Source organism: Mesorhizobium onobrychidis (assembly GCF_024707545.1).
GTDB lineage: Bacteria > Pseudomonadota > Alphaproteobacteria > Rhizobiales > Rhizobiaceae > Mesorhizobium > Mesorhizobium onobrychidis.
The window spans coordinates 6,703,134-6,729,338 of the sequence record NZ_CP062229.1 but is presented as its reverse complement, the minus strand read 5'-3'; the positions used below and the strand labels follow the sequence as shown (position 1 = coordinate 6,729,338).

20 protein-coding genes and 8 pseudogenes are annotated in these 26,205 nt (G+C 60.0%); 13 read left to right on the top strand and 15 right to left on the bottom strand.

Annotation, left to right across the window (positions count from 1 at the left end; genetic code table 11):
• Positions 1 to 42: 42 nt before the first annotated feature.
• Positions 43 to 513, top strand: a complete 471-nt coding sequence (locus tag IHQ72_RS33245; RefSeq protein ID WP_258119995.1) for a type II CBASS E2 protein — start codon at positions 43 to 45, stop codon at positions 511 to 513.
• Positions 514 to 529: 16 nt separating this feature from the next.
• Here IHQ72_RS33245 and IHQ72_RS33240 read toward each other — a convergent pair whose 3' ends face one another.
• On the bottom strand, positions 530 to 1,438 hold the full coding sequence (locus tag IHQ72_RS33240; RefSeq protein ID WP_258119994.1) for a nucleotidyl transferase AbiEii/AbiGii toxin family protein: 909 nt from the start codon (positions 1,436 to 1,438) through the stop codon (positions 530 to 532).
• A gap of 8 nt (positions 1,439 to 1,446) precedes the next feature.
• Positions 1,447 to 2,280 (bottom strand): type IV toxin-antitoxin system AbiEi family antitoxin domain-containing protein, encoded by an 834-nt coding sequence (locus IHQ72_RS33235; RefSeq protein ID WP_258119992.1) that lies wholly within the window; start codon positions 2,278 to 2,280, stop codon positions 1,447 to 1,449.
• A gap of 441 nt (positions 2,281 to 2,721) precedes the next feature.
• Here IHQ72_RS33235 and IHQ72_RS33230 point away from each other — a divergent pair, with 441 nt between their 5' ends.
• Together IHQ72_RS33230 and IHQ72_RS33225 are read left to right on the top strand one after the other, a co-directional pair.
• Positions 2,722 to 2,868, top strand: coding sequence for a hypothetical protein (locus IHQ72_RS33230; protein ID WP_258119990.1), 147 nt, complete (start codon positions 2,722 to 2,724; stop codon positions 2,866 to 2,868).
• Positions 2,865 to 3,845, top strand: a complete 981-nt coding sequence (locus IHQ72_RS33225; protein WP_258119989.1) for an SIR2 family protein — start codon at positions 2,865 to 2,867, stop codon at positions 3,843 to 3,845. The genes IHQ72_RS33230 and IHQ72_RS33225 overlap by 4 nt, the downstream gene beginning before the upstream one ends.
• 188 nt (positions 3,846 to 4,033) lie before the next feature.
• Here the strand turns inward: IHQ72_RS33225 and IHQ72_RS37280 are convergent.
• From IHQ72_RS37280 to IHQ72_RS33195, 7 genes and pseudogenes are all read right to left on the bottom strand, one after another.
• Positions 4,034 to 4,111, bottom strand: a pseudogene (locus IHQ72_RS37280) (transposase); the annotation flags it as partial.
• Positions 4,111 to 4,945: pseudogene (locus tag IHQ72_RS33220) on the bottom strand (tyrosine-type recombinase/integrase); the annotation flags it as partial. The pseudogenes IHQ72_RS37280 and IHQ72_RS33220, both read right to left, overlap by 1 nt.
• Before the next feature lie 255 nt (positions 4,946 to 5,200).
• A pseudogene (locus tag IHQ72_RS33215) lies at positions 5,201 to 6,191 on the bottom strand (tyrosine-type recombinase/integrase).
• Positions 6,188 to 6,694 (bottom strand): tyrosine-type recombinase/integrase, encoded by a 507-nt coding sequence (locus tag IHQ72_RS33210; protein WP_258124020.1) that lies wholly within the window; start codon positions 6,692 to 6,694, stop codon positions 6,188 to 6,190. The pseudogene IHQ72_RS33215 and the gene IHQ72_RS33210 overlap by 4 nt, the downstream one beginning before the upstream one ends.
• A gap of 5 nt (positions 6,695 to 6,699) precedes the next feature.
• Positions 6,700 to 7,119, bottom strand: a complete 420-nt coding sequence (locus IHQ72_RS33205; protein ID WP_258119987.1) for a hypothetical protein — start codon at positions 7,117 to 7,119, stop codon at positions 6,700 to 6,702.
• Positions 7,116 to 7,716 (bottom strand): annotated as a pseudogene (locus IHQ72_RS33200) (site-specific integrase). Before IHQ72_RS33200 ends, IHQ72_RS33205 begins: the two are co-directional and overlap by 4 nt.
• 91 nt (positions 7,717 to 7,807) lie before the next feature.
• The gene (locus tag IHQ72_RS33195; RefSeq protein WP_258119985.1) at positions 7,808 to 8,194 is read right to left on the bottom strand and encodes a hypothetical protein; all 387 of its coding nucleotides are present in this window, start codon (positions 8,192 to 8,194) and stop codon (positions 7,808 to 7,810) included.
• 144 nt (positions 8,195 to 8,338) lie between these two features.
• Here IHQ72_RS33195 and IHQ72_RS33190 point away from each other — a divergent pair.
• The 3 genes and pseudogenes from IHQ72_RS33190 to IHQ72_RS33180 all read left to right on the top strand — a co-directional run.
• Positions 8,339 to 8,765, top strand: a pseudogene (locus tag IHQ72_RS33190) (carbohydrate kinase family protein); the annotation flags it as partial.
• Positions 8,766 to 9,117: 352 nt separating this feature from the next.
• Positions 9,118 to 11,997: a hypothetical protein gene (locus IHQ72_RS33185; protein WP_258119983.1), complete on the top strand. Its 2,880-nt coding sequence runs from the start codon at positions 9,118 to 9,120 to the stop codon at positions 11,995 to 11,997.
• Entirely contained in the window at positions 11,981 to 12,379 is a 399-nt protein-coding gene (locus IHQ72_RS33180) for a hypothetical protein (protein ID WP_258119981.1), read from the top strand. Before IHQ72_RS33185 ends, IHQ72_RS33180 begins: the two co-directional genes overlap by 17 nt.
• A gap of 263 nt (positions 12,380 to 12,642) precedes the next feature.
• On the opposite strand, the gene IHQ72_RS33175 is transcribed toward IHQ72_RS33180, so the two are convergent.
• Positions 12,643 to 13,098: a transposase gene (locus IHQ72_RS33175; RefSeq protein WP_258124019.1), complete on the bottom strand. Its 456-nt coding sequence runs from the start codon at positions 13,096 to 13,098 to the stop codon at positions 12,643 to 12,645.
• Between the two features lie 503 nt (positions 13,099 to 13,601).
• On the bottom strand, positions 13,602 to 13,889 hold the full coding sequence (locus tag IHQ72_RS33170) for a hypothetical protein (RefSeq protein ID WP_258119979.1): 288 nt from the start codon (positions 13,887 to 13,889) through the stop codon (positions 13,602 to 13,604).
• A 281-nt stretch (positions 13,890 to 14,170) separates the two neighbouring features.
• Here IHQ72_RS33170 and IHQ72_RS33165 point away from each other — a divergent pair, with 281 nt between their 5' ends.
• Entirely contained in the window at positions 14,171 to 15,685 is a 1,515-nt protein-coding gene (locus IHQ72_RS33165; RefSeq protein WP_258119977.1) for an ISNCY family transposase, read from the top strand.
• A gap of 412 nt (positions 15,686 to 16,097) precedes the next feature.
• On the opposite strand, the pseudogene IHQ72_RS33160 reads toward IHQ72_RS33165, so the two are convergent.
• Positions 16,098 to 17,245, bottom strand: a pseudogene (locus IHQ72_RS33160) (TlpA disulfide reductase family protein).
• A 134-nt stretch (positions 17,246 to 17,379) separates the two neighbouring features.
• Entirely contained in the window at positions 17,380 to 17,742 is a 363-nt protein-coding gene (locus tag IHQ72_RS33155; protein WP_258119975.1) for a hypothetical protein, read from the bottom strand.
• Between the two features lie 236 nt (positions 17,743 to 17,978).
• On the opposite strand from IHQ72_RS33155, the pseudogene IHQ72_RS33150 reads away from it, so the two are divergent.
• Positions 17,979 to 18,299: pseudogene (locus tag IHQ72_RS33150) on the top strand (hypothetical protein); the annotation flags it as partial.
• Here the strand turns inward: IHQ72_RS33150 and IHQ72_RS33145 are convergent.
• A complete protein-coding gene (locus tag IHQ72_RS33145) occupies positions 18,296 to 19,753 on the bottom strand; it encodes an NAD-dependent succinate-semialdehyde dehydrogenase (RefSeq protein ID WP_374120421.1) in 1,458 nt (485 codons plus the stop codon). The pseudogene IHQ72_RS33150 and the gene IHQ72_RS33145 sit on opposite strands and share 4 nt — an antisense overlap.
• Positions 19,754 to 21,094: 1,341 nt before the next feature.
• On the opposite strand from IHQ72_RS33145, the gene IHQ72_RS33140 reads away from it, so the two are divergent.
• Both IHQ72_RS33140 and IHQ72_RS33135 read left to right on the top strand, forming a co-directional pair.
• Complete coding sequence (locus IHQ72_RS33140) at positions 21,095 to 21,391, top strand: hypothetical protein (RefSeq protein WP_258119969.1); 297 nt, start codon at positions 21,095 to 21,097, stop codon at positions 21,389 to 21,391.
• Positions 21,381 to 21,971: a type II toxin-antitoxin system VapC family toxin gene (locus IHQ72_RS33135; RefSeq protein ID WP_258119967.1), complete on the top strand. Its 591-nt coding sequence runs from the start codon at positions 21,381 to 21,383 to the stop codon at positions 21,969 to 21,971. Before IHQ72_RS33140 ends, IHQ72_RS33135 begins: the two co-directional genes overlap by 11 nt.
• A 553-nt stretch (positions 21,972 to 22,524) precedes the next feature.
• Here IHQ72_RS33135 and IHQ72_RS33130 read toward each other — a convergent pair.
• Complete coding sequence (locus IHQ72_RS33130; protein WP_258119963.1) at positions 22,525 to 22,851, bottom strand: helix-turn-helix domain-containing protein; 327 nt, start codon at positions 22,849 to 22,851, stop codon at positions 22,525 to 22,527.
• Between the two features lie 484 nt (positions 22,852 to 23,335).
• Between IHQ72_RS33130 and IHQ72_RS33125 the strand changes: the two genes are divergently transcribed.
• From IHQ72_RS33125 to IHQ72_RS33110, 3 genes and pseudogenes are all read left to right on the top strand, one after another.
• On the top strand, positions 23,336 to 23,674 hold the full coding sequence (locus IHQ72_RS33125) for a helix-turn-helix transcriptional regulator (RefSeq protein WP_258119961.1): 339 nt from the start codon (positions 23,336 to 23,338) through the stop codon (positions 23,672 to 23,674).
• Positions 23,664 to 24,980: a type II toxin-antitoxin system HipA family toxin gene (locus IHQ72_RS33120; protein ID WP_258124017.1), complete on the top strand. Its 1,317-nt coding sequence runs from the start codon at positions 23,664 to 23,666 to the stop codon at positions 24,978 to 24,980. Before IHQ72_RS33125 ends, IHQ72_RS33120 begins: the two co-directional genes overlap by 11 nt.
• Positions 24,981 to 25,884: 904 nt before the next feature.
• Positions 25,885 to 26,083: pseudogene (locus IHQ72_RS33110) on the top strand (DNA repair exonuclease); the annotation flags it as partial.
• Between the last annotated feature and the right edge of the window lie 122 nt (positions 26,084 to 26,205).

The window sequence follows — 26,205 nt, the reverse complement described above, 5'->3', positions numbered from 1 at the left end:
TGCGGCGACGGCTGTTCTGAAGAACACGTACTTCGGTGATTAATGAGCTGGTCAACCCGTCCTGATCTCACGCCCGCACAGCAGTTTTTGTTCCTGCGAGCGAACCCGATTTGTGCGGGTGACGGTGCGTTGAATGCAAAAGGACTGTCGTGGGAATATCATGTTCGTCCCACGCCCTTGAATCGGGAATATCGAGTCCGCTTGACCTATGAGCGAGGCGGATCAGCGAAGGCTGTCGTGCTGGAACCGGACCTTCAGCTTCTTGCTGGCGAGAGGAAATTGCCGCACGTCTACCGCGATCCACTCCGCCTCTGCTTGCACCTGCCTAAAGCGCATGAGTGGGTGGGTTCGATGCGCTTGGACCAGACCTTAATCCCGTGGATTGCGACATGGCTATTCTACTTCGAAGAATGGCTGGGTTCTGATGAATGGAAAGGCGGTGGCGAGCACCCCGACCCAGATTCGAGCGAGGTCATCCGCCGTGCCGTTCGCCGCTGCGCGATAACAAGGTGAGCCGGCAAACAAGGTCTCACTCTTCGGTATCGGTACGCGGTGGCGTGGTAGAGTCACTCGCTTTCTTGCTGAGCACTCGTTCAAGATTTTGGTATGCCTGCTGATGTCTCGCCTCAGGCATGCGTTCCAGATTTTGGAGCTTCCAGCGAACGGCGGGAAGCTTGTCCGCCCCTTCAATTCCGAGCAGATCCCATTGTGGGCGACGCGCCTTAAATGAGAGAAGAAATTTTCGCTGATCGTCGGTCAATGCCTGATTGAGGCCCGCAATCAGTCGCTGGCGACCGTCGAGCAATTCATCGAGGCTCACCTCGATCTGCGACATGCGCAAAAACTCACCTTCGTAGATGCCGGCAATGTCCTTGCGGGTCGGTTGAAGGAGTTCAGCCATCGTTCGGTTGTGACTGATGAGGTAGACGAGAAAGGTCTTTACCAGATCCTCGGTCAATCCTTCATTCTCGAGCAGCAATTTGACATCGAAGAGATCGCGCGGATGTTGGCGATCGAGCGCGGCGCAGATTTTTCCGGCATAGAGATCGGGGATCGAAAGAAGTTGCATCTCGACGAAGCCGAATTGCTCTTCGACGGCTGGTGACACCTCTCGTAGCTCCTCTGGGAATACCGAGCCGCGCAGCACGGGCGAGAGTTCGATCTTGATGCGATCCCCGCCTTGCGTCACGAACAGGCGCAAGGCATCGCGCTGATCTTCATACGATCGGATGATCTCCGTATCGGGCATCGCCTTTGAAATCGCATCAGCAATGCGCGCGAGCGCATCAGCGATTTTCTTGAGCGCCTCGTCACGCTCGTCCATAGGCAGATAGACAAGATCGATGTCGACGGAAAGCCGCGGCAGATCGCGAATAAAGAGATTGATGGCGGTGCCGCCTTTTAGGGCGAAGCACGTCTCCGCCGCAACGAGCGGCAAGACACGCGTCAGGAGCCGGACTTGTCTGTAGTAGGGGCTACTTGTGTCCACATATCCTCCGGGACCGTTATGTGGTATTTTGTATCGAGTCTGCCGCCCCTGGCCAGCACTCTGTTGCCGCTGCCAAGGCCAAGTTCATCGAGCGCTTCGGGTTTGGGGAGCTTCTTCAGCCAGGCGTACGAATGGCGCTCGGCCATCCAGTAGAACAGCCTGCGCAATTTGACGCTCGTGCATTTGCGCAAGAGCTGCTCCATGCGCCTTGGCGAGACGGTCGTCATACCTTGGAGAAGTTGGTCGGCATGTTCGAAAGAGATGGTGTCAGGCACTTCGTTGAGGACTTCGAGATAAGCGCGCTCGGGCGACGACATGGTAAACGGCCACGCGCTTGCTCGTTGACCCGGTATGTCGCTGGCCACGAAAGATCGCTCATTGATATCATACTCCCAAGTTAGGAGACCGGCGCCGCCTAGTGAGTTGAGACTGCTATGTCGAACCAATTGAACTGAAGGCAGCGCATTTTGTAACCAGGTGGGCAAGGCGTTTTTGCCGTAGAGATGGACTGCATGTTGCCTCGATAGTGGCAGGTAATGTGCAAATCCTTGCAATTCGAGTGCAGTTAGCCCGCCGACAGTGAGATCCGTGCGGAAGATAGTCTGCAACGCAGCGACGACGCCCTGCCAGGTGAGGTGTGTACCGGGGCGTATGTAGACGCCGGATGCGAGCGGCGTGAGCTGCCTGCTTTTGACCAGATTGTCGAGCGCATGGCGATCGAAGTCCGGGGTCTGCTTCGCTAGCCATTGCTTTGTAACCGGTAGGCCTTCGGGCAACAGGTTTTGCAGCAATTGTCTCCGGTCAGTGTTCGTTGGCATAAGTTTATAGAGGCGCTAATATGCGGCGATGATCGCCGCATTCCCATGACTCCTATAAACTATCACGTTTAAAGTGAATTTACAATCTTTCAAAAATGCGGCGGTCATCGCCGCAATTCTTACAAATTTAAACCGCGCTATCCGGCCTCCCTATACGCCCCGGTATGCCCCCCGGCAACCAGCCGATGATCGTTTGGACACTCGCTGGATCGCCCCCCACAGAATAAGAAAAGTGGGAATTTACGGGCATAGCTGGGCAGGCGCTGACTCACGATTATCCCGCAATTTCACAAGCGTTTCTGTTAGAGAAATAACAATCGGGCTGGCTTACTTCCTATAATCGCTAGCGTTCGTGAAAACACTTCGCGAAGGCATGCAAGATTTGTATAGTTCTTCGCGATGTGAGGAGAGATGATGGGCTATTGGGATGGTAAATCGGCGGCGTTAGACAATATCCGGCACTACTCGCGCTGTGAGGGATGGCGCGCCAGCGAAGACAAGAAAAACGACAAGGGCAAGTCGTTGAGCGCGGAAGCGCGCGGTCCGTCGAAGAGACATTGACGCTGGCGCTGAACGCCTCAAACCTAGTTCTGCTTACAGGAGCGGGCTCATCCTTTTGTGCGAGAAATCCAAAGGACGACGCGAAACAGGCCCCTGGAATGCGTGACCTTTGGGACGCGGTCGTCGTCGCAGCCACCCAGGCACCCATTGATGCAATTGCCGCAAAAGTTCCGAACACAAAAGCGATTGCCGAAGCCAAGAACATAGAGAAATTCCTCACACACTGCAAAATGTACTTGGAATTGTTCGGCGCGGACAAGGCAAATGAGGTCTCCGATTTTATCACTCTCGCCGAGAAGACGATCGCGGCACGGGTGGATTTTGTAAGCGAGGTCACCGATCTTGCGGCGCATCAAGCGATTATTCGCAAAATTGCAAGGCGGGGAATCCGCAAACCCCGCGTACGTATATTTACGACCAACTACAACCTTTGCTTCGAATATGCTGCACAGGGCCTGCGTTTCACGGTCATCGATGGCTTCTCACATTCGATTCCGCAGGTTTATGATCGAAGCCATTTCGTTCATGACATCGTTCGGCGGGATGGAGGAAAAGATAGTCCGGACTACATCGAGAACGTCTTTCATCTCCATAAGCTACACGGTTCCATCGATTGGCGGCGCAAGGAGTCAGAGCTGCTCCGGTCACGGGATGATCGCGATGGCACGCCGGCTTTGATCTATCCGCGTGACAGCAAGTATCAAGAGGCTTTTGAATCCCCGTACCTCGACATGATGTCCGCATTTCAAACGGCAATTCGGGAACCGGATACGGCCCTGATAGTGTCCGGCTTCGGCTTCAATGACGACCATATCAGCAAGCCGATCATGGCGGCTGTCGAAGCCAATATGACCCTTCGAATTGTCGTATGCGATATGGCGTTCCTCGCCAGTACTGAACTGGGAAAAAGCCGACCACATCCTTTCTGCCGGAAGCCCTGCACAAGAGAACGCGAGTCCGTTTTTTGCCAAACTTAAGAGGCTCGCAGACATTGGAGATCAGCGCATCTCGCTCTTAAACGGACGTTTCCAGGACTTGGCGCAAGCGATACCGGATTTGGTTGCTCAAACCGAGCGCGAACGTCACGCCGAGCGTATCAAGGTCTTGCACGAACCGCCCACCGGTGCAGGAGCATGACAGTGCAAAGTCTTGTCGATCCGCTCCGCAGATGCGGATGATGAAGCAGGTTCTGGCCCCAGCTGTGCAGCACGGCGAAGAAGCCGATCTCGGCGCCCAGGTGCTTGGTAAGAGCTCGAAGGGGCTCGATGTGGCGCAGACCTTGTTGGTGGCGATCCGCAGGTAATGGGCGGTGGTCGCGAGGCTGCGGTGACCGAGCAGCAGTTGAATGGTGCGCACGTCGGCGCCGGCCTCCAACAGATGGACGGCGAAGGCGTGCCGCAAACTGTGCGGCGTGACCGGTTTGGACAAGCCGGAGAGGTCGCACGCTTTCGCGCAGGCCTGTCCCACCGCATCCCTGGTGATCGGCTGGCCGGCACGATCGCCGGGGAAGAGCCACGCCCTTTGGCCGCCGCAGCTTCCAATAGTCACGCAGGATCTCCAGCAGCTTGGGCGACAGCATCACGTAGCGGTCCTTCTGGCCTTTGCCCTGCTCGACGCGGATGACCATTCTCTGGCTGTCGATGCCCGTGGGCTTTAGCTGAACCGCTTCCGAGATGCGCAAGCCGGCGGCATAGCAAGTGGTCAGGATGGCGTGGTGTTTGACGTCGAGGACGCAGCCGAGGAACCGCTGAACTTCCTCGGCACTGAGGATGATCGGCAGCTTCTGCGGCTTCTTGGGAAGCGGCAGGACCTCTTCAGGCGCCCAATCCCTCTCGAGCGTCACACTGTAGAGAAAGCGCAGCGCCGCAATTGCTGTGTGGATCGAACCAGGCGACAGCTTCTTCTCGTTGGTCAGATAGACCTGATAGGTCCGAATATCCTCGCGCCCGAGCAAGTCCGGCGACTTGCCGAAGTGACGCGCAAACAGCGACACCTGCTGAAGATAGGAGAGTTGGGTGTTGAGCGCGAGGTTGCGCACCTGCATGTCCTCGCTCATGCGCTGGCGAAGTTGGGTCATGACAAGCTCCTTTGTCCGATGGAATAGGCTGCAAGCAGCCACTCCATGCTGACGCAGTCGGAGCTTGTTGTGGACACATGACCAGCGCGACAGACGACGCGATCAGATCACGCTGTCGGCACTCACCCTCCTTGCCGCTCCGCATTCGCGGAGCGGGTTAGTCCAACGTGCATTATGCCGATGTCCGGATTATGCCGACCTTGGGGGTGGATGTCGGCTTCGGAGGCGGTGATCGCTGCGATGGGGTCGGCATAATCAGAGCGCCTCGAGGAAAGCGAGAAGCTTGTCGGGCGGTCTGTAGCGTCCTGGCGCCGTGTTGGCCGGCGTGGTTTTCGCCAGGGTGCGTTCTTTAAGCTCCAGATCGGCGTGCAAGTAGATGTGGGTGGTCTCGATCTGTTCGTGGCCAAGCCACAGCGCGATCACCGAGGTGTCGACGCCGGCACGCAGCAGTCGCATTGCCGCGGTATGACGCAAGGTGTGCAGTGTGACCCTTTTCCGCTGCAGCGACGGACAGTTTCTGGCAGCGATTTCGACATACCTCGCGAGCCGGTGCTCGAGAGCGTCGCGGCTGATCATCCTGCCGGTCTGTGTAGGGAAGAGGGGATCGGCCGGCTGCCCGGCACGTTCGGCCAGCCAGACGCGCAGCACGGCGGCCATGTTGGAGGTAAGGGGTGTGATCCGCTGCTTTCGCCCCTTTCCGATACAGCTGACATGAGCGCCGGAACCGAGATGGATATCGGCGCAGTGAAGGCCGATCAGTTCGGACGCCCGCAGGCCGGTTTGGGCGGCGAGCCGAAGCAAGGCGTGGTCGCGCCGCCCGGTCCAGGTCGACCGCGCGGGGGCGGACAGCAATACATCGAGTTCCTCCTCCGTCAGGAACGTGACAAGCCGTCGCTCAAAACGCCTTAGGCGGAATCGCGAGCACCCGTTCGATTGTCGCGGCGTACTCGGGGTAACGAAGGGCGGCGAACCGGAACAACGACCGGATTGCGGCAAGCCGCGCATTCCGGGTCCGCGCGCTGTTGCCTCGATGACGCTCGAGGTGATCGAGGAAGTCGCCGACACACGCGGCATCGAGGTCGTTGAACTCCAGCCTGGAAGGCTCTGTGTCATGCCGCGCGGCGGCGAAGACCAGCATCAGCCGCAGGGTGTCCCGATAGGCGGCGAGCGTATGCGGGCTGGCTTGCCGCTGCCGGATCAGGCGGTCGGTGAAGAACGCCTGCAAGGTCGCGCTCAGGGCGGTCATGCGCCGCCTCCGATCCGTCGTTCCAGACGAGCACCGGCCAGTTGCAGCAATTCCGGAGCCGCCGAGAGATACCAGTACGTCTTGCCCGGATCGACGTGACCGAGATAGGTCGACAGCAGGCCAAGCCGGCGCCCCGGGTCGCCGCCGTCGCGATAAGCATCAAGAAGCGTGCGAACGGCAAACGCGTGCCGCAGGTCGTGGAGCCGTGGTCGGCAACCTGCCGAGCGCGGGGCGATGCCGACGCGACAGACGAGCTTCTGGAACGTGTTTTGAACGTTCACATAGAGCAGCCTAGTGCCGGCCGGTGAGACGAACAGGGCGGGCGTGTTCGGCGGCCGGCGGGGTCGATCGCGCCGGCGCAGATAATTGCCGAGGGCCGCTACAGTGCTCGGATGTAACGCCAACTCGCGGGATTTTCCGGACTTTCCGCGCCGAATGGTGAGGCCGCCGCCGACCGCATCGAAGTCGTCGCGGTCCAGGCCGATCGCTTCTCCAACCCGCATTCCGGTCACGCCAGCAAGCCGATCAGGGTCCGGTAGGTTGCTTCCCGATGCGGCGTGCGCAAGGCCGCGGTTGCCGTCATCAAGGCGATGACGTCCTCCTGCGAATAGAGGTAGGGCGTCGCTCGGCAAGATCGCCCCGGCAGCAGATCACACGGCGGCACCTCGGTTGCCGGCTCGATCCCGCGCAGATGGGTCGCAAAGCGGCGAACGACGGAAAGTCGCGCCGACATCCAGCTTCGATCGGCGCCTGCCGGCAGCATCGCCCAAGTGAGGGCCGTCTTGGTGGTCAGGTGGTCTTCGCCCTGCGCCTCGAGGTAGGTGAGGAACTGGGCAAGAAGCTTCTCTGTCTCGGACCGAACAAGCGTGTAGCCGAGGGCGCGACGCATGGCCAGGTAATCGGCCAGGGCCTGGCGAAGGGCGCTCATGCCACCTCTCCCGGCCAAGGGCGGGCGATCGTTCGCAGGGCTTCGCGATCAACCTTGGCATAGATCGCCGTTGTCAGGGCGCGGCGATGACGCAGGACCTGCCCGACCTCCGGTAGCGCCGCGCCGGCGCGCAACATCGCCGACGCCGCCGTATGGCGCAGGCGGTGGGCGTGGATCCGGCCGAGCCCGGTGCGGCAACCGGCGGCGGCCACGATTTGCGACACGCCAGCGCCTGTGAGGGCATCGTGGGGCGCCCTGACTCGCACAAATACTGTCCGGGCCCTGGGCGGTCCGGGGACGGCCGTGGCGCAGATAGGCCGCCACCGCGTCGCCGACATCGGCCGGCAAGGGAAGGTGTTCGATGCAGCTTCCTTTGCCCCGTACGAGAATCTCACCGGTCCGCCAATCCAGGTTGTCAAGCTTGAGCTTGGCGACTTCCCCCGCCCGCAAGCCGAGACGAACCAACATGGTCAGGACCGCGAAGTCGCGGCAGCCGTTCGACGTATCGCGGCCGCAGGACGTCAGCAGGCGCTGAACCTGGTCGCAATCCAGTCCCTTTGGCAACCCAGCCAATCGCCGACCGGCGACCGAGGGCACGCAAGCGGCAAGAGAGCGATGAGACCCTCGACATGAAGGAACGTGAGCCGCGACCGCAGCGCCGTTACAGTCAGGCTTGCCGCGCCGCGGCTCAGCTGAGGGCAACGTGCCACGACAAAGGTAACGACGTCGGTCGCGGCCAAACCCGCAAGGTCCAGGGCACGCCCGTCGGACGACAATCGATGACGCAGAAAGGGCGCACCATCCGGGCATAGACATCGGCGGTCGCTTTCCCCAAACCGCGCTCAATCGCCAGATAGCGTTGGTATCGTTCCAGCAGCTGATCTGCCGGATCGTCGGGTGCACGGGGCGACGGCAGCACCACGCCGCGAGACTGCAAATAGGCCAACAGGGGCTGCAATGCTTTGATCGAGCGGAGTTGCGGGCCAGCGGCACGACGGGTACGGACGAACCGATCGACCTCGCTCGCACCCAGTCCCTCCACATCCATGCCTTCCAATGCGAGCCAGCGGCTCAATCGCGCCACCAGCCGCATCTGCTCGCGAGCGGAAAGCGGCGTATAGCCTTGTCGGGCGAGGGGCCATCATTCCATACTCGCCAAAAACCCATCCGCGCCAGGTCTCGCAGAAAGCCGGTCGGGCTTTGGCGGAGACAGGAATTGATGCCGGAATATGACGTGCTTTGCATCGGCAATGCCATTGTCGACATCATCGCCCAGTGCGACGAGGAATTCCTCGAAACCAACAGTATCATCAAGGGCGCGATGAACCTCATCGATACGCATCGCGCCGAACTGCTCTCCAGCCGCATGGGCCCGGCGATCGAGGCCTCCGGCGGCAGCGCCGACAACACGGCGGCCGGCGTCGCCAGCTTCGGCGGCGGCGCCGCTTTCTTCGGCAAGGTCTCCAACGATGCGCTCGGCGAAATCTATGGCCACGACATCCATGCGCAGGGCGTCGCCTTCGACATCAGGCCGCTGAAGGGTGAGTGAAGTCTCGATGACGCTGTCGGATTCCTTCTGTGTCGACCGCTACCGCGACGAGTTCCTCGAACTGATGCGCTCAGGCACGGTGGACATCGTCTTTGCCATAGCGTTTCGCCTCCGAACCTGATCGCAATCACTGGAATTCGTCATCACAATCGCCTGGAACACGTGGTCACTGGAATGCGAAAATGCTTGGCGTCCGCAGATTCAGAGGCCGCTTTATCCTACCCGGCGATCGGGGCTGAGCGGGCGTGTGAGGAAATGCAGGCCTGTGGACGTGGTTTTTTCCGGTTGGTCAGCTTCTCGAAAGCTGGTTGCGATAGCTTGCCGGGAGGGTCCGAGGCTCGCAACCCATTCGCCACCAAGGCGTTACCGGCTTCTGTCCGTTTACACCAGATCTGAGCTTGTCTGCGGAGACTTGCGAGTAGCAGCCTCTATTTCAAACGGAAAATGATATGGATGGTTCTCAATTTAATCCTCGGCAGTTGAACCCGTTTGCGCCAGGCGTGGCGCGGCAGAATACCGGCATGCAGGTAGGGCAACAGGAGGCCGCCAGTCTGCAAGCGAGTTTTGAGCAGCAGTTGAACCAGTTGCAGCCTAGTTCGTCCGGGGAAAGCGGTGGAGGGCTCCGGCGCACGGACCTCCACGCTCCGCAACCGGTGCCGTCGACCGCTCTGCGGGACAACTTTGCCGCTGGCGCGCGCCACACGTCCGATGCGGCGACGCACGGACCGCGCCCAGGACCGAACAGCGGGAGACAACGACCTGAGTTTGGGGTGAATAAAGAGGCCCGCGTGGGCGAAAAGCGCGACCGCTCCGAACCCTTTCCCGAGGACAAGGCGCTTGTTTCCACCTTCAAGAAAGTAGCCGTCCAAGCGAACACGCACGAGAGGACAGTCAAGAGATTCGTAGGTGATCTACACCATCTCAGCCGGTGGCTGCGCCAGGGAAATCGCAGGCCCATATCCGACCGGTTCAACACCGAATCGCCCAGCCATGCTTCTTTTGTCGCCGATGTGCAGGACTATCTGAAGGATGGTGGCCGTATTGCTGTCGTTGGGCAGCTGAACAAGCTTGCGCCCGGTAGCCTCCCGTCGCGAGGCCATCTAACTGGGGAGCTCCCTGCCGAGGACGTGAGTCTCTTGGCAAGGTTCCGGGAAAACGCCGGGCGGCGCGACATCGCCACCAAAGGGGCCATCAATAACACTCTTTCCGGATTTCGACTGTTTGCTCGGTGGCTCCAAGAAAACAACAAAGAGCCTTTAGCTGCTCAGCTGCAAGGCGGTTCACTAGATAAGGCGATTTCGGAGTATAGGGCCCTGGGTGGCGACCCTCAGAACCGACTTAAATCGGCTCTGCTTGATCTCCGGCGGTTTTTGCCTGGGGCTGAAGAAGCCGAAGGACCCGAGCCCCGTGGCATCGGGCGGCCCCGTTGCCTGATTCCTCATCCCGAAGACGCCCCCCTCATCGATGGTGCGCTCGGCCAAGCGTTGATGGATTTTGGAGTCCCGACTGCGAAGCAGAGGCAGTTCGCCCAGCAGCGAGCTACACGTCTTCGTGGGGTGAGTGATTGGCTTCAAAAACAGGGCAAGGGGAGCATAGCTAGCCGAGTTAACGGCTCGAATCAGGAGCAGTTAAGGCTGGAGAACGATGTAGTAGCGCTCCAACGGACTGGAAGGCAAGTCGTCTTTTCCGATGTGGCGCATCTTCGGAACTACCTAAGACTGGTCGAGGCGAACGGAGAGCTGGGGCTGCGAGCGCGTGAGCAGCCGGCTTTGCTGCTGGATGCTGGGCGGCTCAGCCCGCCGCAGGCGCTCGCCGCGCCCGCCGCCCAGAGCGAGGGGACCGGGCCTTTCTTGAGCGACCCGATGCACGAATCCGCGTCACCATCAACTGCGAAGGCACCCTTTGGGGTCCACCCTGAAGCCGCACGACTTGCCGACCTGCGCGACGATGCTCACTTTGCGCCAGAGCACTCCGTCAGGGCTCGCTCAGACACCTATGGCGGTCTTCAGTCTTTTGTCGATCTGAATGCCCCCACACCATCCGACTTGCGCGACGCTCACTTTGCGCCAGCTGACGCCGTCAGGGCTCGCTCAGACACTTTCGGCGGCCTTCAGTCCCTTGTTGATCTGAATGCCCCCACACCATCCGACCTGCGCGACGATGCTCACTTTGCGCCAGAGCACTCCGTCAGGGCTCGCTCAGACACCTATGGCGGTCTTCAGTCTTTTGTCGATCTGAATGCCCCCACACCATCCGACGTGCGCGACGATGCTCACTTTGCGCCAGAGCACTCCGTCAGGGCTCGCTCAGACACCTACGGCGGCCTTCAGTCTTTTGTTGATCTGAATGCCCCCACACCGTCCGACTTGCGCGACGATGCTCACTTTGCGCCAGAGCACTCCGTCAGGGCGCGCTCAGACACCTATGGCGGCCTTCAGTCTTTTGTTGATCTGAATGCCCCCACACCGTCCGACTTGCGCGACGATGCTCACTTTGCGCCAGAGCACTCCGTCAGGGCGCGCTCGGACACCTATGGCGGTCTTCAGTCTTTTGTCGATCTGAATGCGCCCACACCGTCCGACTTACGCGACGATACTCACTTTGCGCCAGCGCCGTCCGTCAGGGCGCGCTCAGACACTTTCGGCGGCCTTGATTCCTTTGTTGATCTGAATGCGCCCACACCGTCCGACTTACGCGACGATGCTCACTTTGCGCCAGCGCCGTCCGTCAGTGCTCGCTCAGATACCTACGGCGGTCTTCAGTCTTTTGTTGATCTGAATGCGCCCACGCCGTCCGACTTGCGCGACGATGCTCATTCTGGACCGGTGCGTCCGCAGCGGCAGATGCTCCGCGATGCGGAGTGGCAGTCCATGATGCAAGGGACAGGGTCCGCCGCCGTTCCGGGGGCGGGAGAACCCAATGAGGTTCAGCTCATCCATCACCCTCGACCTCGGCCCATGGGTGAAGCTGCGCCAGCGGCACCGGCAAGAGCTCCCCAACCCGCCTCGCCAGCAACCGCCAGGCTGCCAGGCACCTACCGCGGTCTTCCAGTGGTTGATGTGACGACGCTGACGACCAGTTCCTCCGATGCTCAGATCGGGGCGTTCGGTCCGACAGCCTCGTCCAAGGTCGCCAACGGATCGGTGCTCGGCGCCACCGAGTGGCTGAGCGACGCCCATATTCAGAGGGATTACCATTTGCTGGAGGGGCAACTGCAGGGGATCAATCCGGAGCTCGCCGCCCGGACACGGCTGGTGGATCCGTCGGTATCCCATCTCCTGCGTCACGTGGTCGAACACCGCGCAACACACATTGCAGTCCATCTATAATCAAAGCACCGCCCCGGCCGACTTCCTGTTCCTGCCCGTGAACAATGGCACTCCGACTAACCCCGGCACCCATTGGTCGCTGCTGCTCGTTGATCGCCGCGAGCCGGAAATACCGGTCGCCTATCACTACGACTCCCGCCAGCGAGAGGGATACAACGACGGGCCTGCAACACAGCTCGCAGGACTGCTGAACGCCACCTTGGCGCCAGCCCCCATGGCCCGACAGCCGAACGATTATGATTGCGGCGTCTTTGTGCTGGACGGCACGTGGGCGCTGGTTGGACGATTGGTGGAAGGGCAGCGGCCAGGCCGCGAGCCGCTGCCCCTCGACAACCTCGTCGCCGATCGGCAGGCGCTGCAAGACCGGCTGAGCGGGCGCTGACTTGGTTTCTAGAAAGGCCTCTGACACTTCGAGGTTGCCGAAACCCGGGTCTTGCGAGAGGATTGAACGAAGCCGCCGCTGGCGGCGCATTGAGGAGGTGTGATAACGGGGGCCTCATGGCTGAAAAGGTGGTCCTGCCCCTCCCGACACGGCAACTTTTAGCGGCTACTAGAAGGGCCCGGCAATCATCGGTTGAAGTCGGACTGGACCTCGGCCAAGAGCGCCGCTTCCAGATGTCGCTTGGCAGTTAAACGGGTTCTTCCTCAATTTGTGTGGCGCGGTGGCAGCATTCGTGCTCTCAGCAGTTCGGCGCCTGCCCTGCCGTACATTGCGCGCTTGAGGGTCTTGAGGCGGTTGATCTGACCTTCGGCCTGTCCGTTGCTCCAGGGCAGCTCGATGGCGTTGTTGACGGCATCGATGTCTCTGCGCAAGACACGGGCGAATCGCATGATCGGAATGATGTCGGAGTCGATTGCATCGTCGATCCAGGGGGTCCAGTGTTTCCGACCTCTTGCTCCGAAGAATACCGTTGAAGCGCATTGCCAGGCATCGCACTCGGCGAATGCGTCAGATCCCTGCTTCAGGGCATCGACTTTCCTTGCTTGTCGAGGCGTCAGCAGGCCTCTTGGCTTTATGCACAGCGCCGCGGCAACAACTGGCGAAATCGCGTGGCCGTTATCCGGATCTCGAACGGGTCCCAAGCTGATCGCAAGGAACATCATCGGCGCGCACTCTTTCGGCCCGCCGCCAAGCTCCCAGCAGTCGCTCCAGATTGGAGAAGCTGCCGGTGTAGCCGCGCTGCTTGACATCATGAAAAAGATGCCGTCCGCAGCGGTTCCCTTCCTTCCAGCATTGGGCAAGGAACGTTTCAAAGCACCATGGTGATGTGGGGTTCAATGCTGCTCGCCGCCTATCTGGCGGAGCCTTGAACTTGAGCCACTTCGCTGCGCTGCGGCGCTCATAGCCGGTCCGTCGGGCGATCTCGCTGTAGGATAGACCCTCCTGGCGTAAGGCGTGGAGCATCTCGAATATCTCCTGGCGAGACTGCCTATGCGCGAGACGGGCACGCCGGCGATGTGTCGCAGCGTCGACAATAGCGTCCTCGGACAGGATGGCTCTTCCTGAAGCACGTCCACTAAGGCTCATCTGTTCCTCGATTGCAGTACGAAGATTCTGGACCAAATGAAACCGGTCGGCCACCTGGTGAGCCTGCGGTGCGCCTTCACGGACGGCGCATACAGCCCGCAACGGTCTCGGCTGACGACCTCGACGGAGGGATGATTCCGCAGCCACCTGGCTGCGCGCTATCGACACTCCGATCATCGAGAATGTCGACGACCGAGTGACGCTCGAGATCAATCACGATAGTGCCGTATCGCGTCGCTCGCCGCCAGCTCCAGTCATCGATGCCAACCACCTGAATCTCGGGGGCACGGTGAGTAACCGCGGCATCCCGCTTCAGTTGCCGCAAGATGGTGTCGTCACTGACCGGCATGCCGAGCCGTTGCATAAGGCGTTCGCCAGGACGTCCACCCGCGCTATGGCCGAGCAAGCCGACAATCTCCACGACCCTCGAACGTTTGTCGCTCACATTTCTGATGTGCACATCGCCAGCGGCTCAGCAGGAGCTTCACCGTCACGGGCTTGCCCTGGACCGGCAGATCCTGAAGGCTGCGTGCGGCGCGGCAATCAAAGTGAGAGCGCGCATTGCCTCGTCGAAAATGTTCCTGAATGTTCAACCGTTGCCTCACATAAGTTGCTCCCTACCGAGGGGTATGAGCAGGGGCGACTATGGGACGGCTGAGCATGGCGACACGGAAAGAACTGACGACGGCGGTTTCAGAGCGCTATCGTGCTTCGACGCGAGCGGAGAAGGCGAGAATTTTGGATGAGTTCGTCGTCATCACCGGCTTTCACCGCAAGCACGCGATGCGGCTGCTACGACGCCGTGAGGGGCCGGTTGTAGGCCGGCGAGCGCGGCCGCGGATTTATGGTGAAGCGGAACGCAATGCGCTCATATTGCTCTGGGAGGCGTCTGACCGCGTCTGCGGCAAGAGGCTGAAAGCGTTGCTGCCCATCCTTCTCGAGGCGATGGAACGGCACGGTCATTTTGACCTAGCGCCGGAAATCCGGGGCAAATTGCTGGCGATTAGCGCGGCCACGATCGACAGGACGCTGGGACCGATCCGAGAAGGCTTGGGACGTCCTCGACGACGGCCCGCGGCGCACGCCCTGCGACGGAGCATTCCCATTAGAACGTCGGCGGATTGGGACGATCCAGCGCCAGGCTTCGTTGAGGCGGACCTCCTAGCCCATAGCGGCCCTTCGGCTCGCGGCAGCTTCATCCAAACCCTTGTGCTCACCGACATCGCGACCGGCTGGACGGAATGTGCGCCGCTGCTGGTTCGCGAACAGACGCTGTTGAGCACGGTGCTCACAGAATTGCGCAAGCAACTGCCCTTCGCGCTTCTCGGCCTGGATACGGACAACGACACCGTTTTCATGAACGAGACGCTGAAGGCCTACTGCGACGCCGCCAACGTCGTCTTCACGCGCTGCCGCCCCTACCGCAAGAATGACCAGGCCTTTGTCGAGCAGAAGAATGGCGCCGTGGTGCGTAGGATGGTCGGATATCATCGGTTTGAGGGGCTGGAGGCCGCCACGCTGCTAGCGAAGCTCTACCGGTCAGCGCGGCTGTTCGTGAACTTCTTTCAGCCATCGTTCAAGTTGATCGCGAAGCAGCGTGACGGCGCGCGTGTGCGCAAGACGTATAGTCCGCCAGCTACGCCGCATCAGCGTCTGGTTGCCGACGCTCGCACCTCAGATGCAGTCCGCTCCCGTCTGCAGGAACTCTACGCCGGACTCGATCCTGTCCTGCTGTTGCGCGATATCCGCGCCATGCAGGAGCGGCTCGCTGCGCTTGCCGATACTTCGCCGGCCGTGCGCCCTGACGGGGCAGCTCAGCCGATCGACCTTTTCCTGGCGAGTTTGCGGACTGCCTGGAAGGACGGTGCTATCCGGCCGACGGATCGCCCGATTGTGAAAGCCAAAAGAAGCCGACGTCGTCCCGACCCTCTCGTCAAGGCGACTGCCGACTTACGAAATTGGTTCGAAGCGGAACCATGGCGGACCGGCAGCGAACTTCTGTCACGATTACAGGCCGAGTATCCCGGCGATTACCCGGACAAACTGCTTCGAACGCTTCAGCGTCGGCTGAAGGTCTGGCGCAGCGAACAGGCGGACGCGTTGCTGTTTGGCCCCTTGAACAAGGAGCCGCCGATCCTGGAGATCGCAAGGCCACACTGAGGCGCCGTGGCGCTCGCGAAGGAGGCCGGGCGCTGCGAAACCCCCGCCATCTCCGCGCCCGGCCTCCTTCGCCTCAAGCCGGGAGCAAAATGGATGAGGCAACGCTCGAATCTCGGGGAGCATCGTTACGTGAGGCAATGCGACCTCTCTCCCAGATTGTCCCGCTATACCTCAGTTTGGTGGAGGTGGTTGAGAGGCACCTACGCTAGGCTGGCGAACGGTTCGAAACGGGCAAAACCCGTAGCAGTTCCATAGCCCGCCTAACCAAAGGCGGGCATCGTAGCAGGCCCCAGTCCTCGGACCGAGGTCCAAAAGAGCGGCCAGGTGATTTCGCAAGCCTGGCGCGGGTTTGCGCCGTTCGCATCAAGAGCTGTCCGCCCGGCCAATTCTGTCCCTTACATAAACCTGACAATCAGCCGCAAACGGTATACCAGCTGTCGAATCGGCCATTGTTTGGAGCGGCACACAGAGCGCCGTAACAAACCTTCTCACCCTTGAAGTAGGCCAGGAGCTGCAGCAAATGCGATATTTTGCGCTGTTCATCTTCGTCCCGGATAAGCTCCGGACCGCCCTGCGACTTCAGTGCCAGCTCGATCAACTCGATCGCCCGATCTTTGTTGCCGCTCTCGTGATAGTATAGGGCTGCCAACCGATAAGGCACGAGCTTACATTGGTCGCTTTCCGGGGGATTCAGTGCCAGGATGTGTTCGGACAGCTTTTTCCCATCGCCAAGCGCTCAGCAGACGGAAAGTGCGAATGGTCAAAGTTTGGAAAGAAGAGTTCGTCTAGCGCCGCAACCATCCAATTCTCGGAGTTTCTGTTGATCGCGTCGCGAACGAATTGGCGCATGACGGGCAAGCCGACCTGCATGTCCTTCATTTTGTGAAGCAACAGATTCACATGAGAATGGCGGAAACCGAGGTTGTCCGGCATCAAGGCGATGCCTTCTTCGATCGCCGAGAGCGCCGTCTTCCAATCCTTTTTCTCCACCGCCGCCCGATACCTGTCCTTGATCGGCTTCTTCAGCGCTTGTTCGCGCGCTATGGTTTCGCCTTTCGCGATCCGCTCCGTATCGGCCGCTTTGGCCTGATCGCTGGTGCGCCAGCTGCCGTTAAGCACCTTCGGCAAGACCTCATCGAGTTGCATCGGATGACCGATAAAGGCGATGTGGCCGTCTCGGTCGACCACGAACGAGGTCGGAATCGCGAAAGAAAAGCTGGGCTCCATCCAAAGCTTGTCCATTTTGCCCGTGGAGTCGAACGCGATCCGATAGTTCAGATTCAGGAACTTTTCGGTCAACCAAGCATCCAACTTGCTTCGGGCCTCATCGGCCGTTGGAGCGTCTTCAGAAGCCGCGACTCCGACGATCTCAACTCCGCTGTCCTTGTATTTCTCCTGCATCTGTATCAGATGGGGCATCCCGTCCACACATGGTCCACACCAAGTTGCCCAAAATTCGACGATGTACACTTTGCCGGTCTGAAAGCTCGTGAGGGGCTCGCCACGCAGCCAGTTCTCAACTTGAATCGAAGGAGCCGGGGACCCGATCCTTAATAGCACCAATGTTGCTCTCCAAAGTTTGCTTTCTGCGCGAGCTTGTTCCCGCTCAGAGACGGCACACGGGTTCAGGGGAGAGAGCATCGCTCGTCATTGCGTGCAGTCACGATCAAGAGAGCAAAAGCCGTGCCACGCGCTCAGCGCGCAGTAAGCGCATTAATATGCGAAAAACCTCGCACAGTGCCGGATGGCGGTTGAATGAACCTGACAAGTTTGTCAGGTTTTGGACGCGCTTTGCCCGTGCTTCGCGCCGCCAGAAAAGCGCGGGCCATCCGCGCGATCCCTGAAGAGTGAGAACCCGTGCGACACCGCCGCATCACGTCGTGTCGTGCATCAATGCCAAGCGCCTCGGCTTTGAGCTCGCCGCACGCCAGAACATCATCGACGAGACGTTCAAGCTCGACCGGGGAGCGAAAAAACGGCGCGAGTTTTTGGCCTTGGTGGGGACGGCCGACCGGCAATGTCGCCGAGAGGGTCAAGACGCAGAAGACGATCTTCACACCCGGCGAGCCGAAAGTGTCGCGGCAAGATATCGTAGAGGGCAGCATACATGCAGGCCTAGAGGTATCGCTGGGCGATCTGAGGGAGTGGCATACGTTGCGCGCCTGGTGCAGAAATTGGTCGCATTATACTGAAGTAAGGTCGGCCGCGCTAATCCCGCCGGTATGGCAAAGGTGCGCTATTCAGGAGGGTCCAGAGAGCGCTCGATTGCCCGGGAATTTGGACCGGCTCATCACTGGTCAGCGACAATGGCGGCGAGTTCATTTCGGAACGCCATGCTCTCCTGGGCGGATCAGAACCGGTCCAATGGCATTACAGTGCGCACGGCAAGCGTCGCCATCGCCTCTGGCGCGCCGACTATTACACCGCGCGGACGCACTCCCAGATCGCCTGGCGGACACCGGCCGAGTTCGCCGCCACCTTCAATCCGCGACGGTCGCTCGCGCTGCGCTACGCGAAAGGCTCCGCGCCAGCGCCCGTCGCTCCGCCCAGCAGCGCACAAACACGCCGGAAACGAACTCAAATCTGGATAAAAACTGGGGGCAAGGTCATTTAGATGCCACCCATGCAGAGGTATTTCATTTCGAGGTAGTCCTCGAGCCCATGGCGGGAACCCTCCCGCCCGATGCCGGACTGCTTCATGCCGCCAAAGGGCGCCGCTTCCGAAGACATACGCCCCGTGTTGATGCCAACCATGCCATATTCCAATGCCTCGGCCACACGCCAGACACGCCTCAGGTTCGAGGCATAGAAATAGGCGGCGAGGCCGTAGATCGTGTCGTTGGCCTCACGCACAACCTGATCCGCATCGTGGAAGCGGATGATCGGCGCCAGCGGCCCGAAAGTCTCCTCTTGCGCAACCGCCATGATGCTGGAAATTTCAGTGAGGACTGTGGGTTCGAAGAAGGTGCCACCCTTGCCGATACGTTCGGCCCCGCATCGAATAGTGCCACCTTTCGCAACCGCATCTGCGATGTGCGACTCGATCTTGGCCAAAGCATGCATGTCGATGAGCGGTCCGATGTCCACCCAGGAAGCGAAGCCGTCGCCAACCGACAAGTGCCGGACTTTCTCCACGAACTTCTCGACGAACTCATCATGAACGCTCGATTGGACGTAAAGGCGGTTCGCTGAAACGCAGGTCTGGCCGGCGTTGCGGAACTTCGCCTGGATCGCTCCGTCAACCGCAGCGTCGATATCGGCGTCGTCGAAGACGATAAATGGCGCATTGCCGCCGAGCTCAAGGCTGACCTTCTTGATCTGATCCGAGCACTGGCGCATCAGCAGCCGGCCAACCTCAGTCGAGCCGGTGAAGCTGATCTTTCGGACCTTGGGATTGGAGCAGAGTTCGCGTCCAACGTCGTCACCTTCGGACGCATAGATCAGGTTGACGACGCCGTCGGGAAAACCGGCTTGGTGCGCGAGGGCAAACATTGCACCGGCCACGAGCGGCGTCTGTTCAGCAGGTTTCAGCACGATCGCGCAGCCCGCCGCCAGGGCCGGCGAGATTTTGCGCGCCACCATGGACGCTGGGAAATTCCACGGCGTAATGGTGCCGACGACACCGATCGGCTGCTTGATCACCATCATGCGACGGTCTGTGGACGGTGGGGGGATCGTCTCACCATAGATGCGATTGGCTTCTTCGGCGTACCATTGCAGATACGCGGCCGCATGCGAAACCTCCGACTTGGCTTCCGCAAACGGCTTGCCCATCTCTGCGGTGAGGATGGCGGCAAGATCACCGGCGTGCTCAACAATCAGCTGATGCCATCGCCACAGAACGTCACTGCGTTCTCGGGCGGTCAGCGCCGCCCATCCAGGCTGCGCGACATGGGCCCTGTCGATCGCAGCGCGTGTCTCCTCCACGCCCATGTCGGGAAGCTCTGCCAGCACTTCGCCGCTCGACGGGTTGAGGACCATAAATCTCCGCTCGCTAACCGGCGTGCCGAGTGCCGGCAGGCGATCGATGGCGCCAAACAGGTCCGGGGATTTCAGGTGACGGATCATCGGCAGGCACAGGGGCAATACCGGATTCCTCTCAAACGGATATGTATTCGGCAGGGCGTCGGTGTGTACTCCGCACCTGCGGGTTCCTTATAGGGCCTCGGCCAGCCGGCAGGTAGACCATTCCACTCAACTTGAAAGGGAGAATTCTTGAACACTTCTGGTCGATGGCTGTCGGTTCTCATCAGGTGCAAACTGAACAATGGACATCGGCTTCCCCCGCCGAAGGTAGTGCATTCTGGTGGGCTGTGCGGCACGATCAGCGCCCTCTGCAATCCCGAAGCGGAGAGACTGGCATGAACATGAAGCGAGCCCCGTGGTGAATCGGGCGGCTGAACCAGCAAATGCATCGCAAGGTCGGCACTCCGCACCAGCTCTGCCCCGTTGTGGGTGTCTGGCGTCATCTGTGCAGCGATGTCGCTCCAAGATACTACCGTCAGTCAGTTATGAGCATTCATGTACAAAATCGCATGCGAACGTTCTGCTTTCTCTTTTTTCGTTACGAGGGAGCCGCCGACAGCACTTCTCGGGCGCTGTTCTGCCGAATGTGTTACCCCTCCCATGCGAACGTGCGCCTGCGTGTCCGTTGAAGCTAATTATCCGTCGCGGAGCCCATTTTGCCTGGGGCTCTTGGAAGCTGTTCGAGCTTTCTGCCTTGCGCCTCCAGCCGAATTGCGCGCTTTTGAAGGACGTTGGCGGGTCAGGATTGATCGAAGCGCTTGCCCTTTGCCCTTGGTGACGTAGATCGCCACGAAGGCATTGGGATTAGGTAGTCTCAGATACCGATTGCGGTTGGCCTCGTCGGCAAAACCAATGCAGCCCCAACTTGCAGGGTCAAACCCCCAGAATGAGGTCAGCCAAAGATCCCTGCTGGTTGGAAGTCTGTCTCCATCGGAAGCCACGTCTGGAACCGAGCCCCAATCGAAGGCGAACACTTCGCGCTGGGCGGCCTCGATGTCGATATCGCCAAGGATCCGCAAATATACGCCATGGCATCAGGCGCCGGATGCCTCTCACCGCGCTTGACTAGAATTGTCGTGAGTGGCGGCAGTCCACGATCATTCAGGGCGTGAAGGACGACCTCCAGATTCTTGCCCAGACCGCGACCTGTCGGATGGTTCCAACCGACGGCGTTCCCCACCTGCTGATATGTCGCACGCGTTTGCCTCACCGCTTTTTCCGCAAGGAAGCGTGCAATTTCGGTTTGCATAGAATCCATCGATCCCCCAATCGATCACTATGATAAGTGTGCTTCAGGTGCCTGACGTCCCGAAGGCCAGCGGCTACTAAGCCTTGCTTATGCGTTCAACGCAATCTATATTCTGTTCAACACAGGAGGTTCTGATGGCCGCGCAAACACGGACCGCTTCAGAAAGCGAAGCAAAGGTCGCATCGACCCGCAATAAGCTCGTACTCGAGCAAGCGAAAGCCGCCGGACTGCTCGGCGCGGCGAAGAATACCCGACTTTCGGGGCGAGTGCCTTCGGAGTTGATCGAGGCGGCCAAGAAGCGCGCTCATGTCACCTCGGACACGGAGCTGTTGGAACTAGCGCTGTCGCGCCTGGCTCTCGAAGATGACTTTGGCGCCTGCTTGGTCGGACGCAAGGGCAGCATCCCGGCGGACATAGATCTTGGGGTTTGATCTTTCCAAGACCCTTCGATCGCTCAAGCCGCAAAAGTACACCGGAATGCTCGAGCGTAGGGCCGACGATGATCTCCCATGGGTTGCAAACGAACCCGCGATCGGGGGACCGGTGTTTCTGGATACGAGCGTCTATCTGGATGTCCTGCAAGGACGATCACCGGTTGAAGTCGATACGCTGCTTACCTATCGCCGATGCCACCATTCCGCGGTCTGCCTTTCTGAGCTGACCCACGCCTTTGGCCGGCTCGACCAAAAGCATGCCTCCACAAAAGCTGTCCTCGAGACAATCAAAGCCACGGTGGAGGACATTCCGGACCACCGTCTTCATGCCCCAGATGCAGCGATGTGGGGACAGGCCGGTGTGTTGGCTGGCTTGCTCTTCCGGCTGAGCAATCTGCCCAAGGGGGAGGGGCACGAGCGCCACTTCGTAAATGACGCCCTCGTATTCCTGCAGGCGCGTCAGTTGGGGGCGGGCGTGCTGACCGGCAACGTCCGCGATTTTGATTTCCTCACCCAGATTCTGCCGACCGGACGGATCATTCTCTATCGAGCTCCGCCGGAACCGCAGATATCATGAACGTCACGGTCGGCCCCCTGTAGATATTCTCTACGAACTGGAACAGCTGGGTCGGGCGCCGGCGACTGACGTTAATCACCTGCAGAACACGCCGGCGTTTCTGCGTTTTGCGGAGTTATGTCAAACTCGATACCCCCAGATTAGATCTGGATCCATGCTGCGATTTCGCTTGCCTCAGCATTGCGGCAGCTCGGCTTGGGCTGTCTCGTCGGTGGCCAGGGTTCTGGGTTGGCAGCGAGTGCGGCCGAAATATCGGATGCGCTCAGCGCGCAGTAAGCGCATGAAATATGCCTTGGAAAACCTCCACACTGCCGGATGGCGGTTGTAATGAACCCGACAAGTGTTACCTTTGTCGGGTTTTGGACGCGCACTGCCCGTGCTTCGCGCCGCCAGAAAAGCGTGGGCCTTCCGCGCGATCCTGAAGCCCCAAACCGTGAGAACCCGTGCGACGCCGCCGCATCACGTCGTGTCGTGCATCGATGCCAAGCGGCTCGGCGTTGAGCTCGCCGCACGCCAGAATAAACTTGGCGCTCCTCAAGATTGCAGAGTCAGGCTAGTGGGTTGCGTCCCGCGGCGTCGTCTCCAGCGTCAACCGGATCGTCTCGGCGATCTCCTCATCGCCGATCTGTCGCGGCGCGCCGGGACGCGGTTCATCGTAAAGGCTATCGAGCCTCTGTTCGGCAAAGCGCCGACGCAATGTGCCCACTGTGTTGGGCATTGCACCAAGGCGTAAGGCAATTTCCTTGTTCTCCATCCTCTCACTGGCCAGCAGCACTATCTGCGCCCGTCGCGGCAGGCCTTGCGCCGTGCCTCGACGCCGGACCAAACCCTCCAGTTCACTCCGCTCTGCTGCGGAGCCAGCGCCTTGAGCAGTGGCCAACCTGGACTCTTACCGTCCTCGAAAAGCAAATTGTTACGCAGATGCTTGTCCGCCCTGACCCGAGGCATCCTCCTGCACGCTTTCGCCGTTGCGCGACGAAGACCGCAACGCTTCATCGCGCTTGGCGTAGTGGCACCAGGGGCCGCCCATCGAATGACTCGTGCGAGGCGTCTCAAGGCTGTCCGCGATCCAGCGCCAGATCTCCGCCTCGCCCGAGGCGCGCAGAGCTGGCCGGTTGTGCAGGAGCCGTAGGCAATATTCGCCGTCCTTGTTCGGATGGGTAACGCTTGCGTCTCCCGTCGCATTCTACCTCGCTTTCCGAACGTAGCCGTGCTGCGAACTCTTGCTGCATATAAAGGTCGAATCAGGGGGATTTGGATCATATACGATACGGAGGCTTGACTTCGGCAGTCGCTCTGCGACATTACCTATATAAAGGTCGAAAGTGGGCGATATGGCTCATGGATAGGTCACGGAGACCCGAATGACGGCAACGCATAAACGGACCTATTCGCGCTACGCGATGGAGGCGCTTGGCCTTTTCGGTAAGACCATCCGGCTGGGCCGGATGCAGCACCGGTTAACCGCACAGGAGTTAGCCGAGAGAATCGGTGTTTCACGCAGCACCCTGCAGCGCATCGAGAAGGGCGACCCCAAAGTCGAAATCGGACTGATGTTCGAAGCTGCTGCCATTGTCGGTGTGAAGCTGTTCGATGCGGACGGCAAGGGCATTACAGCCCTCACAGGCCGCATGGACGATCGCATCGCGCTGCTGCCGAAGCACGTCTACAAGGCCGGCAAGCAGGTCGTCGATGAGTTCTAAGGTCCCCAAATACGACGAAGCCTATGTCTGGGTCTGGCTGCCGGGCGAGACCGCGCCGGTTGTCGCCGGGCGGCTATATGCCCATGACGGACTCGTCAGCTTCAACTATGGCAGGAGCTTTCGTGAACTGGGCAGGGCGATCCCGCTTTATCTCCCGGAACTGCCCCTGAAGGCAGGCGAATTGCCTTTGCTTCCTGGCCTAACCATGCCGGGATGCATCCGCGATGCTGCCCCCGATGCCTGGGGACGACGGGTTATCCTAAACCGCAAATTCGGTGTGAAGGGTGATGAAATCGCGCGGCTCGATATTTCAGAACTGACGTTCCTGCTGGAATCAGGCTCGGACCGCATCGGCGCGCTCGATTTTCAGTTTTCGCCCACGAATTACGAGCCGCGCGCACTGGCCAATGCCACTCTCGAAGAGCTTGTCCAATCGGCGGAGCGGGTAGAGAAAGGTATTCCGCTCACCCCCGAATTAGATGAGGCGCTGCATCACGGCAGCTCGATCGGCGGCGCAAGGCCCAAGGCGCTGATCGAGGACGACGCCGTCAAGCATGTCGCGAAATTTTCTTCGTCTGCCGACTTTTACAGCGTCGTCAAAGGAGAATTCATAGCCATGCGGCTTGCCGCCTTGTGCGGCATCAGAGCGGCATCCGTCTCGCTCGTCCGCGCCGCAGGCAAGGACGTGTTGCTCGTCGAGCGATTCGACCGGATCAAGGTCACGGGCGGCTGGCAACGCAAATCCATGGTCTCAGCGCTGACGATGCTCGCGCTCGATGAGATGATAGCGCGTTACGCCAGCTACCAGGATTTGGCGGAGATCATTCGCCACCGATTCACTGCGCCGTCGGAAACTCTGCGCGAGTTGTTCAGCCGCATTGTCTTCAACATACTTTGCGGCAACACCGACGATCATGCCCGCAACCATGCGGCGTTCTGGGATGGGGCTAAGCTCACCCTCACGCCTGCTTACGATATTTGTCCGCAGGCCCGCAGTGGCCAGGAGGCCAGCCACGCCATGCTCATCAGCGGCAATAACCGCATGAGCCGGATCGCGTCCTGCCTTGAAGCCGCGCATCACTTCCTGCTCAGCGCGCCGGAAGCTCTTGCGATTGTTGAAGGCCAGCTCCGATGCATTGCGGAGAATTGGCCGCGTGTCAGCGAGGAAGCTACGCTATCCGGCACAGATCGCAATCTGTTCTGGGGCCGACAGTTCCTCAATCCCTACGCTTTTACGGCGCTGGAAGGGAGCGCCGACGTTCTCCGCGCACTGGCTGACGAACTACGCAACAGTGTTCACGCCTGATCCGGCGCTGGATTTCGGACAAGCTCGGCAAGCGCAAGACGCCCACAATATGGACAATCCTTGCCGTGCCAGCACGAAGACGTGAACAGACGGCTCTTCGACAGCGACAGTTCGCAGACGCTGGCGATTCATGATGCAAGAAAGGGTCGCGATCCCGTTATTCAGGGGCCGCCCGGGACAGGAAAATCGCAGACGATCGCAAACATTATCGGGTCGCCGTTGCCGACGGAAAGACTGTGCTTCTCGTGGCCGAGAAAATGGCCGCGCTGGAAGTCGTGAAGCGACGGCTTGATACTGCTGATTGGGGGACGCCTGCCTCGAGCTCCATAGCAATAAGGCGAACAAGCGTATGATGCTGGAGGAGCTGCGGCGCACCTGGCAACTCGGATCGCCTCGCGGACAGCTTCCTTCTTCCTTGACTGAACGCGTGCTGGAGGCTCGGGATAAACTCAATGCACATGCTACCAGGATGCATGTTCCATATGGGGCCTCCAAACTCACCGCCTATCAGGTTCTGGGTCAGCTAACACGACTAAGGCAGGCCGGTCAGAAACCCTGAACTTGAGGATGCCACTACTTGGACGGATGATGCTGTTTCGCAACGGCGCAAGCTGCTGGATGAGGTGTCTCAGCGGATCAATGAGATCGGCTTTGCCGATCCACCATCCTTGGCGGGGGGTTGGCCTGGATGTCGTTCTTCCAACGACCATTGAGAGGCTCGTCCCAGGCATCGCGTCGCCAAAGGATTGTTAAGGCATCAAGCCGGCTTGTTTGGTGTGAGCGGAATCAGCGAGTGAGGGGTTAGGGTAGGCTAGAGGGTGAGCGGGACCTTTTCTCAGCCCCTCGTTGCAAGTTTGTCGAACCGGGATCAATCCGCTCTCTCGATTCGGTGGGCGGAGGCCGAATGGGATTTCGACGGTTCGTACACACGGCCGATATTCATCTCGACTCGCCTCTGCGTTCCCTGGCGCTGCGCAATCGCGATCTTGCGACCTTGTGGGCGATGCCAGCCGACAGGCTTTCGTGTCGATAGTGGAACTCTGCCTTGCTGAACGCGTGGATGCTTGGGAAGCCGGCGCCCCTACGATGGCGATCAGACTTCCAGATTCAGGAGGATGTTAACTTCGCGTATTTCTTATACGCGAGGCTAGGGTACTTTCTCGGAACGGTGGAGGTCTCCAGCTAGGCAATCGAACCGCCGGGCGAGAACCTGGCCTGCGAGGGC